Raw genomic sequence first — 14,971 nt, 5'->3', positions numbered from 1 at the left:
AGAGGGACATTTTGGGGATATCAAGGAGAATGAAAACTTCCGGCGTTTTAACTACCGATCAGAGGAAAAAGTATATAAAGAGTTCATGTTGTATGCGATAGGCAGGAATATGATGAAATACCACCGATTTTTACACCATGAAATCGAAAAATATGAAGGGAAAAAGGAGCAGAAAACCGCTTAGCAGACAGAGCGCTCCGTAAAAACCAAACAAGGGTGTTTTGCGCCCTGAAATAGGAGCAAGAAAAAGGAAGAGACAGTCCCGTAGAGAATTTTGCCTTAGAAAAGGCCCGAATTCTCTGGGATTGTCTCTTCCTATCATGTTAGGGGTTAAAAGTCGGTATTAACCGATACCCCCTTTGTCTGCACACTGAAATAGCTCCGGATATCTATGCTCCGGATATCTATGCTCCGGGCACCCATTCACCGGATTCATTGACCCAGTAGTTATCAGGTGTCCTGGCATTGGTAACCATGGCTCCGGTGGCCGGATCCAGATAATAACTCTTTCCGCTCACCTCAACCCAGCCGGTTGCCATATAACCGTCCACATTAAAATAGTACCACTTTCCATCGATCTCCTTCCAGGCGGATGTGGGGTAACTGCCGTCCCCATTGCGCCACCACCAGCGGGTGCCGTCCTCTGAGGTCTGCCAGCTGCCGTTGTCAGCCGCTGGAACAGCAGCAGGTGCATTGCCCAGGGCCAGAACATCCCCATCGCTTACGGTCCAGGAACCGGATGTGGTCCAGCTGCTCTTGGCGCTGTTGCTGGACTTCACGGAACGAACCTTGAACTTGTAAGTTCCGGGTGCAGTGATCTGTTTGGAAAAGTCATAAAATGTGTCATAGGTATCTTTGATCTCGCCGATCTCTGAACCGTCTTTTATGAGTTGAACCTGGTAGTACTTGGAACTGGAAACAATGTTCCACAGGCCGGCGCCCATGTGCTCACCGTCCCACTGGAGGTTGGCGGGCGCGGTTGCAGCGCTGGTGTCCGCATCCTTGTCAAATATCAGTTGGATGGTCAGGATAAGGGTTGCATTGCTGTCTTTACGCTTTGCATCCACGAATTTTATCTTGTCAAAACGGTATTTGCTGGAGGAGCCAAGGGTCAGTTTGAAAGCGCTGGAAGAGCTGCTTGAAAAATAGTACTCCTCCTCGTCCTCCACGCCCAGGGTGATGGTTACTTCCGGGGGTTTGGATTTGGTCCAGCTATCCCCGTCATCATTGGTGACTTCCCAGGAATCCACGTAATAAAGACTGGTGTTGTCGCCGGTAGGTGTTACCTCCACATCCCCTCCGTCACGTCCGGTACGGATATCTGAATCAATGGTAAGATTGATCTTGCCCACTTTCTGTTTGCTTGCTGCCATGACTGCCGGTGCCATTGCAGTGGACAGCAGGGAAATGATTAAAAGTGCAGCGCCTGCTTTTTTCCATATGATCATATCGGCATGTCCTTCCTTTCTTGGTTTTTACAAGGTTTATCTACTTATAACTATATCACATTATTCCAGGAAATGTCTTACAAATTATTAAAGGTTGGTGGAGCGGGGGAGGGAGAAGATAAATTCCGTGCCTACCCCTTCCGTGCTTACCACATCGATGTTTTCCCCGTGAGACTGGATGATCTCCTTCACGATGGAAAGCCCCAGCCCGGTGCCTTTTTTATCCTTGCCCCTTGACAGGTCCGTCTTATAAAAACGCTCCCAGATCTTTTTTTGGCTGTCCTTTGGGATGCCGATCCCCGTATCCTTCACTGATACGAATATTTTCTCATACCGGCCTGATGCCTGTATATAGATGGTGGAGTTGTGATGGCTGAATTTGATCGCATTGTCAATGAGATTGTAGAGGACCTGCTGTATTTTCCCAAGGTCCGCAAACACCATCTGGATGCTGTCGGAGAATGTGAGTTCAAAGCTTATATTCTTGGCATCGCAGGTGCCCTCAAATGAGGCCGCCGTATCCTTGATGACCCGGTTGATGTCAAAGTTTGTGCGGGACAGGTAACCTTTGGCATCCAGTGAATTCAGGGTCAGCATGCTTTCAGTCAGCTTGTGCAGGCGGTCTGTCTCTGAGATAACACGGGAAATATACTTCTCGTACATCTCGCTGGGAATGGTGCCGTCCAGGATGGCTTCCAGGTATCCTTTGATGGAAGTCAGCGGTGAGCGGTAATCATGGGAAACATTGGCAATGAAGTTTTTCTGGTACTCCTCCATCTTATTCAGCTCATCGGACATGTAGTTCAGCGTGTTGGCCAGATAGCCCACCTCATCATGGGTTTTTACTTCAATCCTGTAATCCAGATTGCCTGCGGCATATTCGTTGGCGCCATAGGTGATCTTGCGCAGAGGCAGGTATACGGTCTGGGTAAATACCAAAAGGATGATCAAGGACAAAGCAAACACAATGGCGGATGTGATGTAGAGGATGTTCAGGATATCATTTTGGGACTGGGTGATCTGACTCAGAGGGAGATGGATCAGAACGTAGCCGTAGGTGTTGTAATTCCCTGTGATGGGAGCGGATACGCTGAGTACGTCCTCTTTAAATAACCCATAATAGTTGCCCATGGAATAGGATCGGTTGCCCACTGCAGTGGGGTCAAAATTGGTGATGGTGGTCTGGACCCGGGAACTGCCCTGGCTGTCCATGACAACAGTCCCCTGCCGGTTGACAACCCATATTTCGGCCCGCAGGTACTTGGAAAGAGCCCGGATCTGGGAGGTGACCTCCTCGGAGTCCAGACGCTTGCCCTGGTACATGGTGCTGCAGGAGGATGCAATGATATTGGCTTCGTCATACATGGCATCCGCCTGGTATCTCACCAGATAGTCGCGTGTCATTTTCGATGAAAATGTGGCGATTGTGATGAACCCTAAAAGCCCGAATATCAGGTATCCCAGTATGAACTTGGAATATAAGGAACGGGTCATCGTGTTACCTCTTTACTTCAAATTTGTAGCCGATTCCCCACACAGTGGTGATGGCCCAGTTGGTATGATCTTTTATTTTTTCCCGGAGACGTTTGATATGTACGTCCACGGTGCGGGTGTCGCCTATATACTCATAGCCCCAGATGTGGTCCAGAAGCTGTTCCCTGGTGAATACCTGGTTGGGTGAGGATGCCAGGAAATATAAAAGCTCCAGCTCCTTTGGCGGCATTTCCACGGAGTGGCCCATGTAGATCACGGAGTAGTTGGTCAGGTTCACAATCAGATCCGGATACTCCACATACTCCCCCTGCTGCTGGGTGGAGGAGGGCATGGGAGCGGGAGCCGCCTGGTAGCGGCGCAGCACGGCCTTTACCCTGGCCACCAGTTCCTTGGAGTCAAATGGTTTTATCATATAATCGTCAGCCCCCAGCTCCAGGCCCAGGACTTTGTCAAAAATCTCTCCCTTGGCCGACAGCATGATGACCGGTACCTGAGAGGCGGACCGCAGCTCCCGGCACACCTGATATCCGTCCATGCCCGGAAGCATCAGGTCCAGAAGGACCAGGTTGGGCTTAAATTCAGGGAACACCCTGAGCGCTTCCTCACCGTCTCCCACGATCATTGTCTCATAACACTCTTTCATCAGGTAGAGGGAGATTAATTCCGCAATATTTGCATCATCATCCACAATCAGAATTCTCTGCTTCTCTGCCATGTTCTATTCCTCCTCTTTGGGTCAGTTTTAGTTGGGTGATCATTTACTTGAAGGTCACAATAGTTACGCCGGAGTCCCCTTCTCCGAACTGGCCAAGGCGGAATTCCTTTACGTATTTTAACTGGCGAAGACGCTTGTGCACCGCGTTCTTTAGGGCGCCTGTACCGCGCCCATGGACTACGCGCACGCTCTGCAAATGGGCCAGGTAGGCATCGTCCAGGTATTTTTCCATGACAGGAAGGGCTTCATCAGTGGTCATGCCTATGAGGTTCACTTCCGTGGAAATGGATGCGGACTTGGACATCTTGATCTGGCTGGAGCCGCTTCCCTTGCCCTTGGCCGGGGACTTCCCGCCATAGCTGTAGGAGGAGCCGTCACCCAGGGTGGCGCTTATGTCCTTTTCATTGAGGAGTTCCAGGTCCTTAATGTTTACCAGGGAGCGGAGTATGCCCATCTGCACATAAAGGTCGCCCTTGGCATTGGGCAGGGTGCTTACCGTGCCCTTTAAGTTCATGGACAGGACCTTGACGCCATCGCCGATTTTCAGTTTCTTGGGAGAAATGGGCTGGCTGGGGCCTTTGGCCTTAACCGCCAGTTTCTCATCTGTTTTTTTCATCTGGTCCCTCAGCTTGGCGCGCTGTTCCTCCAGCTCCTTGTTCACACCGCTGCTGGCAGCCAGTTTGTTGATCTGTTTGATGGTCTGGTCCGCTGTCTCCTTGGCTTCACGCAGAATGCGCTGGGCCTCCTCGGTGGCATTCCGGATCACCTTATCCTTGCGTTCATCCAGGCGCTCCTCCTTCTGGGTGAGCCTGGATTTGAGCTTGGCGATCTCTTCCTTGTAGGTATTGATCTCCGCCTGCTCCTTCTCTATGGTAAGGCGGCTGGACTCCAGGCTGGACAGCAGGTCCTCAAAGGACTCATCCTTGGCTTCCAGATGGTTCTTGGCGTCCTCAATGATATAGTCCGGAAGTCCCAGCTTCTTGGAAATGGCAAATGCATTGCTTTTGCCGGGAATGCCGATCAGCAGTCTGTAGGTGGGCTGCAGTGTCTCCACGTTAAACTCACAGCAGGCATTCTCCACACCCTGTGTTCCAAGGGCAAACACCTTCAGCTCGCTGTAATGGGTGGTGGCCATGGTGCGGCACTTCATGTTGTGCAGGAAGGAAAGGATGGCAATGGCCAGGGCAGCACCCTCTGTGGGGTCTGTTCCTGCGCCAAGTTCATCAAAAAGACACAGGGAGCGTGCATCAGCTTCGCTTAAAATGCGGACAATATTAGTCATATGGGCGGAGAAGGTGCTGAGACTTTGTTCAATACTCTGTTCATCGCCGATATCTGCAAACACCTCGTCAAACACTGCCAGCTCGGATCCTTCCCAGGCCGGGATGTGCAGCCCTGACTGGCCCATGAGGGTAAAGAGCCCCACGGTCTTTAAGGACACGGTCTTGCCGCCGGTATTGGGGCCTGTGACGATAAGCAGGTCAAAATCCTTTCCCAGCCATACATTGATGGGAACTACGGACTGAGGATTTAGCAGCGGATGGCGCCCGTCCTTGATATGGATAAAACCACGGTTGTTAAATACAGGGGCACTGCACTTGTAGCGGCGCGCCAGGCTTGCTTTTGCGAAGATAAAGTCCAGTTGTGACAACAGCTCCTGGTTCATCTTAAGCTCCTCAATAAAGGGCGCGGCCTGATTGCTGAGAGAAGCCAGGACAGCTTCGATCTCCTTCTGTTCCTGGATCTCCAGTTCGCGCACTTCATTGTTCAGCTTGATAATGGCCATGGGCTCTATGAACAGAGTGGAGCCGGTCGCAGACTGGTCGTGGACCATGCCGGACACCTGGTTCTTGTATTCGGATTTGACGGGAAGGCAGTAGCGCCCGTCCCTCATGGTGATAACCGCGTCCTGAAGATAGGAACGGTTGGAATTGAGGATGGAATTCAGCTGTGTATGGATGCGGTCGGCGATCACCTTCATGGACCGGCGTACATGGGATAATCCGGGACTGGCATCGTCCGCCACCTCGTCCTCGGAGAGGATACAGCGTTTGATCTCGTTGTTCAGGGGGGTGAGGGGTTCCAGACCTGCAAACAGAGGTTCCAGGGAATCGGATGTGTCGATTCCGTCCTGCCGGCTGCCATCGTCCTCTGCCTCATGCCTGCCATAGGCCTTGGCCCTGGCCGCTGCGGTCATGTTGGAGCTGATGGAGAGCAGCTCCGGTATGCTTAAGGAACTTCCGATCTCCAGACGTTTTAATGAGTCCCTGATGTCCCTGACGCCTGCAAAAGAAGTGGTGCCTTTTAATCGGACTCTTGTAACTGCATCAGTTGTCTGCGCCTGCCATGTGCGGATCTCTTCCAGATCCGATGAAGGGGCAAGGCCGCGGCAGAGTTCTTTTCCCAGAGGGGATGCCGCATATTCTGTCAACTGGTTGATTATCTTATCGTATTCTAACGTTTTTAATGCTTTCAAATTCATATGATCCACCTATAATTTATGTCAAGATGCTGGATTAAAAAGGGCCTTTTTCCAAAAGGCGACATTTAAATTATACCATAAAAAATGATATTTACTATCTTTTTTACGATCTTTTCATATATAAAATCTTGCATAATATCTGGAAGAAACGTATAATAGAAAATGAGATTCTTCGTGAGGGAGGAGTACTATGGCGGATAAACATGCAGACCAGCATAGAAATACCAACCAGCAGGACCATGAGCCGGACAAGTCCCACCGCTTTATCAATGAAAAAATTGTCCGTCAGCCCCTGTCCAGGCGTCAGGTTGCCAGGAAGATCCTGCTGACTGTATTTTGTGCTGTGTTGTTCGGCGTATTGTCGGCTATCTGTTTTGTGGTGAGCCGTCCCGTGGCGGAGCGTCTGCTGGGCCAGGAAACACCTGAGGAGAGCAGTCAGATCACCATTCCCAAGGATGATCCGGAGACCACCCAGGCCACTACGGCAGAGGAATCCTCCGAAGCGGAACCGGCCCAGACAGAGCCTGTGGATGAGATGGTACGCTCCGAGATGGAGAAGTACCGGTATTCCATTGACGATTTGAATAAATTATACAGCAACCTTCGTGCCATTGCCGTTAATGCGGACGACAGTCTGGTGGTGGTGCATTCCATACAGCATGAAAAGGACTGGTTTGATAATCCTATTGAGACATCAGGACAGTTCTCCGGAATTATCATTGCCAGGACCAGGGCTGAAATCCTTATATTGGCTCCCGGGCAGGCGGTGAAGGCAGCGGATTCCATTGAAGTTGCGTTTCCGGATAATACCATGATGCCGGGCACGGTGAAGCAGAGCGACACCATCGCCGGTCTGGCTGTGATAAGTGTGGATGCGGCCCAGATGGACAGCGAGCAGTTTAAGAAGGTAGAGGCCATTGAACTAGGAAATTCCTACTCGGTAAAGCAGGGAGATCTGGTGGTGGCAGTGGGCGCTCCTGCGGGGATCGTGCATTCCAGTGATTACGGCAACATTTCCTATGTTGTGCGCAATGTGCAGACCGTGGATGGTACAAGCCGTTTTTTCTACACAGATGCCAATGGGGATGCGGATGCAGGAACATTTCTGGTCAATACATCCGGTGAACTGATCGGATGGGTTACGGATCAATATGATGATGAGGACTCCGGCCGGATGACCACGGTGGTGGCTGTGTCTGATTATAAGGGGATCCTTTCCATGCTGATCAACGGGATTTCAGCTCCGTATTTCGGCATTAAGGGGCAGGAGGTAAATCAGGCCATGGAGGACAGCGGCATGCCTTACGGCATTTATGTCACTGCATCCATTACAGACGGACCGGCGTATAATGCGGGCATACAGGCAGGCGACATCATTACCTGGATGAACGGTGAGCAGGTGGGTAATATGAAGGATTTCCAGAACCAGGTGGAGAAGCTTCATGTGGGCGACAAGATCAAGGTAGCCGTACTGCGCAACGGGAAAGATGAATATAAAGAAATTGAATTTCCAGTAACCATCGGAGCCAGGTAGTTCAGACGCCTGGCTGCGTTATTGTATAGTCATTTAATATAGTCATTCAAACTTATGCAATGCAGTACTAAACATATCAGAAAGACGAGGAAGTAAAAATGAAATACATTGACACCTTCAGGGAAGGCATGCACATTGCGGATGTGTACCTGTGCAAGAACAAGCAGATTGCACTGACAAAGAGCGGCAAGGAGTACGGCAATCTGGTGCTTCAGGATAAGACAGGGACCATTGATGCCAAGATCTGGGACCTGGGTTCGCCCGGCGTGGGAGAGTTTGAAACCATGGATTATGTTCACGTGGAGGCGGACATTACCCTGTTCCAAAGCTCCAACCAGATGAATATACGCCGCATCCGCAAGGCCCAGGAAGGGGAGTACGTGGAAGCGGATTATCTGCCGGTTTCCAAGAAGAATATTCAGGAGATGTATGAGGAACTGCTGGGCTACATAAGATCCGTGAAGAACCAGCATCTTCAGAAGCTGTTAAGTATTTATTTTGTGGACAGCCCGGCCTTTGCAAAGGCATTCCAGTTCCACTCCGCTGCAAAAAGCGTCCATCATGGATTTGTGGGCGGACTTTTGGAGCATACCCTGAGCGTGACAAAGCTTTGTGATTATTATGCTTCCTACTATCCTCAGCTCAACCGGGATCTGCTGCTGACAGCAGCCATTTTCCATGACATCGGTAAGACAAAGGAATTGTCCCGTTTCCCGGAGAATGATTATACGGATGACGGCCAGCTGCTGGGGCATATTATTATTGGTACCGAGATGGTGAGCAGGGGTATACGTGCCATTCCGGGATTCCCGGAGGTGCTGGCTCTGGAGCTTAAGCACTGTATCCTGGCACATCACGGAGAGCTGGAATACGGCTCACCTAAGAAACCGGCTCTGTTAGAGGCATTGGCCCTGAACTTTGCGGATAATACAGATGCCAAGATGGAGACCATGATCGAGGCGCTGAATGCAGGCAATGCAGGAAATGATAATAAAGGCTGGCTGGGATACAACAGGCTGCTGGAGACAAATATCAGGAAGACTTCGGAGTAAGAAAGATTTTTACAGCAGAAAAATTTCGACAATAGAATGAATGGAAAAGGCTGAAAACACGGGGCGTGAGGAGTGGTGGAAGAAAAAATCAAACGCGCGTTGATGTTTTCAGCTTTTTAAATGAAAATTTGCCTGAAATCCATGGGCAAGAACGTTAAGGCAGGAGATGTATAATGGAAAAGAACCAGGAATTTACGGTTGTGATAGAGGACATGAGTGAGGATGGCGCAGGGGTGGGAAAGCTGGATGGCTACATCTGGTTTATCAAGGACACGGTAATAGGGGATGTGGTCCGTGCAAAAGCCATGAAGATGAAAAAATCATATGGTTTTGCACGCCTGATGGAGGTGCTGGAACCGTCCGGCAGCCGGGTGGAGGCGGCCTGCCCCGTGGCACGCCGGTGCGGCGGGTGCCAGCTTCAGTCCATGAGCTATGAAGAGCAGCTTCAGTTTAAGGAGCGGAAGGTGCTTAACAATCTGATGCGGATCGGAAGGTTTGGCAGGGAGGAAATTAACATGCTGCCCATCATGGGTATGGAACATCCATGGCGATACCGCAACAAGGCACAGTTCCCCTTTGGCAGGGACAAGAATGGGAAGATCATAGCGGGATTTTATGCCGGCCGTACCCACGACATCATAGAAAATGATGACTGTCTCTTGGGGGTGGAGGAGAATCAGGAGATATTAGGGATCATCAAACGGTTCATGGAAGAACAGGGGGTGGAGCCCTATGACGAGACCGGTCATAAAGGTCTTGTGAGACATGCGCTGATCCGAAAGGGATTTAAGACCGGGGAGATCATGGTCTGCCTGGTGATCAACGGGAGAAAGCTGTCAGGGAAGAACGCGGGGACAGGAGAGGAGCGCCTGGTGGAAATGCTGCGCCAGGTAAAAGGGATGACCAGTATTTCCTACAGCATCAATACGGAACAGACAAATGTGATCATGGGAAAGGAGATCGTAAACCTATATGGGCCTGGGTATATAAGGGATTATATCGGGGATGTGCAGTACCAGATCTCCCCGCTTTCATTTTACCAGGTAAATCCCGTGCAGACGGAGAAGCTGTACAAAACCGCCCTGGAGTATGCAAATCTTAGCGGAAATGAGACGGTGTGGGATCTGTACTGCGGCATCGGGACCATTTCCCTGTTCCTGGCCCAAAAAGCAAAGCAGGTCTATGGGGTGGAGATCGTGCCCCAGGCCATTGAGGATGCCCGGAGGAATGCGGCTGTCAATGGGATGGATCATGTGGAATTCTTTGTGGGAAAGGCGGAGGAGGTACTTCCCCAACAGTATGAGAAAAACCAGATCCACGCGGACGTGATCGTGGTGGACCCACCCAGAAAAGGGTGTGATACGGTCTGCCTGGATACGATACTTAAAATGCAGCCGGAGAGGGTGGTCTATGTGAGCTGCGATTCGGCTACGCTGGCCAGGGATCTGAGGTATCTGGCTGATGGGGGATATGAGGTGGAGAAGGTGAGATGTTGTGATATGTTTCCTGGGACGGTGCACTGCGAGGTCGTGGTAAACATGACGTATTGTGGTGATAAGAAGAAATAGCGGGGTTGAACCACAAGATGTTGTTATTATAAGCAGAGATAGAAGCTAAAAAGTGAAAAGCAGAATGGTCAGTACGGTTATTCTGCTTTTCACTTTTTAGGGTTCTCTTGCAGAGATATCTTTGCGGAGTCGCTTTTGGGAGTGAGCCGGTCATACTGGATGACGTTCTCTCCAGTACTGACAGTAATCTTTTCTTTAAAGAGTAACGTGTATTGTGGTTGCCCAATCGTATAATCTTTCTTTTCTTTAGGAAAAAAGGAACGACAGAAAAATCGTCCTACAGTTTCTTTTTCCTTGATAAAAATATAAATATCATTCCCAGAAAAAGCGGTGGACAAAAGGTAGTCTGTTTCAATTAGGGAAAATTGATTCTGTTTTTCATTATAGCGGAAGATCAGTTTATTGCTGTCAAAAATCTGCTCGATATAGGAAAGGGGAGTGAAGCGGTTTTCAATCTGTCCTATGTAACGACTCTTACAGATGGAAGGATACGTGATTGTTCCGTTCAGGATTCCGAAAAAAAACGGATTCCCAGTTCTGCGTTGCAATACGCAGGTCTTTTAATTTCCCAAGCCCCATGAGATGATGAAAGTCGATAGGTTTAAATTCAATGGTGATATCTACAGATTTTCCTTTGCGCCTGATAATCAGATGATACTGTGTATCCAAAAGGGAGTGAAAGCCTTCGGCTGATATCCTTAATTTATCAGATGTCTGCTGTTCCATAGATGGCTTCTCCTGATAAAGGTAGATAAGTTGACAAGATGATGATAGTAAAAAACCGTCCTGCTTTGATGCAAGACGGTTTTAAGCATTTTCTTTCGGCTAAAGCCTACTCCGGTTTGAGGTTATTGCATAACCCCTACTGAAAGCTCCGCATAACAAGGCTTTCCGGTACGCTGTTATACTTCAACGCTTGGACAGACACACGCTGTTGCCTGTCTGTTACTATTATTATATGCTGGGTACAAAAATAGGTCAAGAAAAACAAAAATATCTGTTGGTAATTGGCGATGTAAAAGAATAGTGGTAAAATAATAAACACGTATTATTGAAACTGATGTTTTCAAAATTTGTTTGGTAATACAAGAAGAAACATGCGGTTGTAAATGAGTTATTTGATTCAAAACATTTACAAAATTACATGGAAAGAATGCAGACGAATTTGTTGCCGGGGAAATTTTTGAAAAAGCAAAGACTTGTAAAATTAGAACGGAGAGAAAAATAGAAGGGGATAATTTTATGGAACCATCGAAACGTGATTGGAAACTTTATAGAGAAAAAGTATCTGGTTGGCAGGAGCATTATATGGAGCGGCTCATTGAGGATTATGTTGCTTATTTAAACAGTAATGAACCTGCTTCAACAAAGTTTTGGACAATGGAGAAGCGTATGAAACAGGATAAGAAAACACCTGGGGTCTGTATAGAACTTAGTAAAAGAAATATGATATTTGATCTAGTCCGTTTTTTGCAGGATGAAGTAATTGTATTTGATGATTTGGACGAATTTTCAGAGGAACTAAGGGAAAGCGTAAAGCTTTTGAAGGAAAGATTCGGCTGATTAAAATGTAAAAGGACGGACTACTACGAATGGAGGTGTGAGTACAGATATGTATATATGAAAAAATGTAACTGAAAGAAACAGTCATTCCCGTTCAATTGATGGAAACGGAAGACAACCATCATTAAAGAAAGGCCCAAAATAGCATGAATGAATTGGAACAATACAAAGAAAGACTGCGTATCGCTTTGAGTGCTGCAAGGATCTGTATTTTTGAAGTTGACATTTTGCGGCAGCAATACACCTTTTTTGAAAACGCGGAGACCATATTCGGCGTTTCAGGGGATGATATTCTAAAAGACGTGCAGCCCTACAGCGTGTTGGAGCCGGAAGCATACCGACTGGCTGTTAGCGAATATTTTTCACATCCGGATGATTGGGAAGTGATCGAGGATGCTTTTGCACAAATTCTGAACGGCAAACCGGCGATCTATGATGCCCGCATGAAAGCCGGAGGGTCTGGGTTTATATGGTGCAGGATCCATGTGACTCCTATCATAGAAGATAATAAGCCCGTAAGAATGATCGGCGTAATCATGGATATAACTGATACAAAGAAAAAGACCGAAAGCTTGGAACAAGCTGTCAACCGGGATGCTTTTACAGGCTTTTACAATAAAGAATATTCCATCACATTGATTCGTGATATCCTGGAGGAACGTAAAAATTTACAGCATGCTCTTGTAATATTGGATATTGACAATTTTAAGCATTTTAATGATACTTATGGACATGATCAGGGTGATAGGATTATCAAATCGCTGTCCCGGACAATTAAAATGTCATTCCGTAAAACAGACATACTGGGCCGCTTTGGCGGTGACGAATTTATTATATTTATTCCGGATATCGAAGATGAGAAATGGCTGTACCGTAAGCTTCAGAATCTGAGCCGTTTGGAGATTGATGATTTTGTCTGCACGAACAGTATGGGAGTTGCTGTTTTTCCCAGGGAGGCGGCAAATTTTAACCTTCTATTTAAAAAGGCGGATATAGCGCTTTACCATGCCAAGATCTCAAAGGAAAAGCCTGTATTCTTTTCAGAACTTGACAGAAGCGAACAAGAGATTCCCTTGCGCTAAGGCGGACTCCGTTTCTTCAGACATCATTATTACCCGGATTTCCTATTGACGCGAACACTGTGCCGCGCTGTATTCTTGGGCTTAAATGGTCTAAAATGTCTTCTCGCCTTCCAAGAATAAACGTATACATACCCGCAGATAATATTACCCCTCATCCCGATACTATACTGGGAAATTTGCAGAAATGGAAACAGAGAATAGCATGATTGATTTCAAACAATTGATGAACACAAGTGAATATGATTTCCTCCGGACAGAGAAAAGGCTGGGAAACAGGATCATCCTTCTGGGCCTGGGGGGAAGCTATGCATACGGAACGTGTAATGAGAACAGTGACATTGATTTTCGCGGGATTACCTTGAATATGCCTTCTGACCTGATCGGGCTTACGGAATTTGAACAGTATGAGGATGCCAATACGGACACGGTGATCTATTCATTTAACAAGATCGTGAGACTGCTGCTGGACTGCAATCCCAACACCTGTGAGATCCTTGGCCTGGATGAGGACCAGTACCTGATCAAATCAAAACTGGGCCAGGAACTGCTGGATCACAAGGGGATCTTTTTATCCAAACGGGCGGCCAAGTCCTTTGGGGGATATGCGGGAGCGCAGCTGAGACGGCTTCAGAACGCCATTGCCAGGGACTCCATGCCCCAGACCGAAAAGGAGCAGCACATCCTTCGGTCGGTGAGAAATGCCCTGGAGGATTTTGAAAGGCGGTATTCCAGCTTTGACAGGGGAAGTATCCGCCTATACATTGACCGGTCTGAGAATCCGGAATTGGAAACGGAAATCTATATGGATGCGGACTACCGGCATATGCCTCTTCGGGATTATGAAAGTATGTGGGCGGCCATGCACAGCGTTGTGAAGGATTATGATAAGATCGGTAAACGCAACAGGAAAAAGGATGATAATCATCTGAATAAACATGCAATGCATTTGATCCGGTTATTTATGATGGCTGTAGATATATTGGAAAAAGGGGAGATTAATACCAACCGGAGGCATGATCTGGATCTGCTGATGAAGATACGCAGCGGAGGGTTCCGGAAAGAGGACGGGACATTTGACAGTGAATTTTACGATATCCTTGCCGATTTTGAGGAACGGCTTCAAACCGCCACCAGGGAAAGCATGCTTCCGGATAATCCGGACATGGAAAAGGTGGGGGCATTTGTGGAATATGTAAACCGAAGATCCATAGAGGGGGATTATTGATGATGGATGATATTTTTAATACGATCCAGCAAAAGCTTGGGGAAATTGAGAAAAAGGAAAAAGTCAGGATTCTTCACGCAGTGGAGTCGGGAAGCCGCGCTTGGGGCTTTGCTTCCCCGGACAGTGATTATGATGTAAGGTTTATCTATGTGAGAAGCGGAGAAGATTACCTGAGACTGGATGAACCAAGGGATGTGATCGAATGGCAGCTGGACGAGGTGCTGGATATCAATGGATGGGATCTGAAAAAGGCTCTGAGACAATTCCATAGAGGGAATGCGACTTTGTTTGAGTGGAGCAATTCTCCTATCGTATACAGGACCACAAAAGAGTGGGGGCGGATCTATGAGGCGGCAGCCGGCTTCTTTTCCTCAAAGGCGGCCTCCCATCACTATTATGGGACGGCCAACAGTACATATGCCCAGTATCTGCAGGAGGAGAGGGTGAGTTATAAAAAGTATTTTTATGCCCTGAGGCCTCTTCTTGCAGGAAAATATATTGAGGAAACCCACTGTCCGCCGCCGGTGCTTTTTTCTGATCTGATGAAAATGGACATACCCCAGGAACTGAGGGAGGGTATAGAGGAACTTCTGGAGCTCAAGGGACGCATGGGAGAGGGCGAGAAGGGGACGCAAATGCCGGCCATTCAATGTTTTATTGAGGAGGAGCTGGCAAGGCAGAAATCCTATACGGATCATTTGCCTGAAGACAGGAAAAACGGATGGGATGAATTAAACCATGTTTTCATGGAAATTCTGGATTCAGGTTCCCGCTGTCCTGAACTGTTACTATAAAATAAAAATCAGAA

General features: G+C 48.1%; 12 protein-coding genes and 1 pseudogene. 8 read left to right on the top strand and 5 right to left on the bottom strand.

The features are described 5' to 3' along the window. A partial coding sequence (locus ABID13_RS20225; RefSeq protein ID WP_354021205.1) for a transposase occupies positions 1 to 184 on the top strand: 184 nt, incomplete at its 5' end. A 220-nt stretch (positions 185 to 404) separates the two neighbouring features. On the opposite strand, the gene ABID13_RS20220 is transcribed toward ABID13_RS20225, so the two are convergent. The 4 genes from ABID13_RS20220 to ABID13_RS20205 form a co-directional block, all read right to left on the bottom strand. Further along, positions 405 to 1,448, bottom strand: a complete 1,044-nt coding sequence (locus ABID13_RS20220) for a hypothetical protein (RefSeq protein ID WP_007865815.1) — start codon at positions 1,446 to 1,448, stop codon at positions 405 to 407. An 87-nt stretch (positions 1,449 to 1,535) separates the two neighbouring features. Continuing rightward, on the bottom strand, positions 1,536 to 2,942 hold the full coding sequence (locus ABID13_RS20215) for a sensor histidine kinase (protein WP_045092419.1): 1,407 nt from the start codon (positions 2,940 to 2,942) through the stop codon (positions 1,536 to 1,538). A gap of 4 nt (positions 2,943 to 2,946) precedes the next feature. Then, positions 2,947 to 3,657: a response regulator gene (locus ABID13_RS20210; protein ID WP_007865817.1), complete on the bottom strand. Its 711-nt coding sequence runs from the start codon at positions 3,655 to 3,657 to the stop codon at positions 2,947 to 2,949. Between the two features lie 43 nt (positions 3,658 to 3,700). Next, positions 3,701 to 6,139: an endonuclease MutS2 gene (locus tag ABID13_RS20205; protein WP_007865818.1), complete on the bottom strand. Its 2,439-nt coding sequence runs from the start codon at positions 6,137 to 6,139 to the stop codon at positions 3,701 to 3,703. 190 nt (positions 6,140 to 6,329) lie between these two features. Here ABID13_RS20205 and ABID13_RS20200 point away from each other — a divergent pair, with 190 nt between their 5' ends. The 3 genes from ABID13_RS20200 to rlmD all read left to right on the top strand — a co-directional run bounded on the left by ABID13_RS20200 (position 6,330) and on the right by rlmD (position 10,293). Further along, positions 6,330 to 7,673 carry a S1C family serine protease gene (locus ABID13_RS20200; RefSeq protein ID WP_007865821.1) on the top strand — a complete coding sequence of 448 codons (1,344 nt, stop codon included), beginning with the start codon at positions 6,330 to 6,332 and terminating at the stop codon, positions 7,671 to 7,673. A 98-nt stretch (positions 7,674 to 7,771) separates the two neighbouring features. Beyond that, positions 7,772 to 8,725 carry a 3'-5' exoribonuclease YhaM family protein gene (locus ABID13_RS20195; RefSeq protein WP_007865824.1) on the top strand — a complete coding sequence of 318 codons (954 nt, stop codon included), beginning with the start codon at positions 7,772 to 7,774 and terminating at the stop codon, positions 8,723 to 8,725. Between the two features lie 173 nt (positions 8,726 to 8,898). Beyond that, entirely contained in the window at positions 8,899 to 10,293 is a 1,395-nt protein-coding gene (gene rlmD / locus ABID13_RS20190) for a 23S rRNA (uracil(1939)-C(5))-methyltransferase RlmD (RefSeq protein ID WP_048930015.1), read from the top strand. Between the two features lie 89 nt (positions 10,294 to 10,382). Here rlmD and ABID13_RS20185 read toward each other — a convergent pair. Then, a pseudogene (locus ABID13_RS20185) lies at positions 10,383 to 11,019 on the bottom strand (PBECR4 domain-containing protein). Positions 11,020 to 11,535: 516 nt separating this feature from the next. Between ABID13_RS20185 and ABID13_RS20180 the strand changes: the two are divergent. The 4 genes from ABID13_RS20180 (at position 11,536) to ABID13_RS20165 (ending at position 14,957) form a co-directional block, all read left to right on the top strand. Next, positions 11,536 to 11,856, top strand: a complete 321-nt coding sequence (locus ABID13_RS20180; RefSeq protein WP_045093597.1) for a hypothetical protein — start codon at positions 11,536 to 11,538, stop codon at positions 11,854 to 11,856. 146 nt (positions 11,857 to 12,002) lie between these two features. Beyond that, positions 12,003 to 12,938, top strand: a complete 936-nt coding sequence (locus tag ABID13_RS20175; RefSeq protein ID WP_007865836.1) for a sensor domain-containing diguanylate cyclase — start codon at positions 12,003 to 12,005, stop codon at positions 12,936 to 12,938. 202 nt (positions 12,939 to 13,140) lie between these two features. Further along, positions 13,141 to 14,163, top strand: coding sequence for a nucleotidyltransferase domain-containing protein (locus ABID13_RS20170; protein WP_048930120.1), 1,023 nt, complete (start codon positions 13,141 to 13,143; stop codon positions 14,161 to 14,163). 2 nt (positions 14,164 to 14,165) lie between these two features. Further along, the gene (locus ABID13_RS20165; protein WP_007865842.1) at positions 14,166 to 14,957 is read left to right on the top strand and encodes a nucleotidyltransferase domain-containing protein; all 792 of its coding nucleotides are present in this window, start codon (positions 14,166 to 14,168) and stop codon (positions 14,955 to 14,957) included. The last annotated feature ends 14 nt before the right edge of the window (positions 14,958 to 14,971 follow it).

Origin of the sequence: Enterocloster citroniae (genome assembly GCF_040545455.1) — a bacterium.
GTDB classification, from domain to species: domain Bacteria; phylum Bacillota; class Clostridia; order Lachnospirales; family Lachnospiraceae; genus Enterocloster; species Enterocloster citroniae.
The sequence above is the reverse complement of the archived record's forward strand: the minus strand, read 5'-3'. Positions and strand labels throughout refer to the sequence as shown.

Coding starts and splice junctions, on each gene's coding strand:
- ABID13_RS20170 (WP_048930120.1), top strand. CDS start 13,141: ATGATTGATTTCAAACAATTGATGAACACAAGTGAATATGATTTCCTC.
- ABID13_RS20195 (WP_007865824.1), top strand. CDS start 7,772: ATGAAATACATTGACACCTTCAGGGAAGGCATGCACATTGCGGATGTG.
- rlmD (WP_048930015.1), top strand. CDS start 8,899: ATGGAAAAGAACCAGGAATTTACGGTTGTGATAGAGGACATGAGTGAG.
- ABID13_RS20220 (WP_007865815.1), bottom strand. CDS start 1,448: ATGATCATATGGAAAAAAGCAGGCGCTGCACTTTTAATCATTTCCCTG.
- ABID13_RS20205 (WP_007865818.1), bottom strand. CDS start 6,139: ATGAATTTGAAAGCATTAAAAACGTTAGAATACGATAAGATAATCAAC.
- ABID13_RS20175 (WP_007865836.1), top strand. CDS start 12,003: ATGAATGAATTGGAACAATACAAAGAAAGACTGCGTATCGCTTTGAGT.
- ABID13_RS20165 (WP_007865842.1), top strand. CDS start 14,166: ATGGATGATATTTTTAATACGATCCAGCAAAAGCTTGGGGAAATTGAG.
- ABID13_RS20200 (WP_007865821.1), top strand. CDS start 6,330: ATGGCGGATAAACATGCAGACCAGCATAGAAATACCAACCAGCAGGAC.
- ABID13_RS20180 (WP_045093597.1), top strand. CDS start 11,536: ATGGAACCATCGAAACGTGATTGGAAACTTTATAGAGAAAAAGTATCT.
- ABID13_RS20215 (WP_045092419.1), bottom strand. CDS start 2,942: ATGACCCGTTCCTTATATTCCAAGTTCATACTGGGATACCTGATATTC.
- ABID13_RS20210 (WP_007865817.1), bottom strand. CDS start 3,657: ATGGCAGAGAAGCAGAGAATTCTGATTGTGGATGATGATGCAAATATT.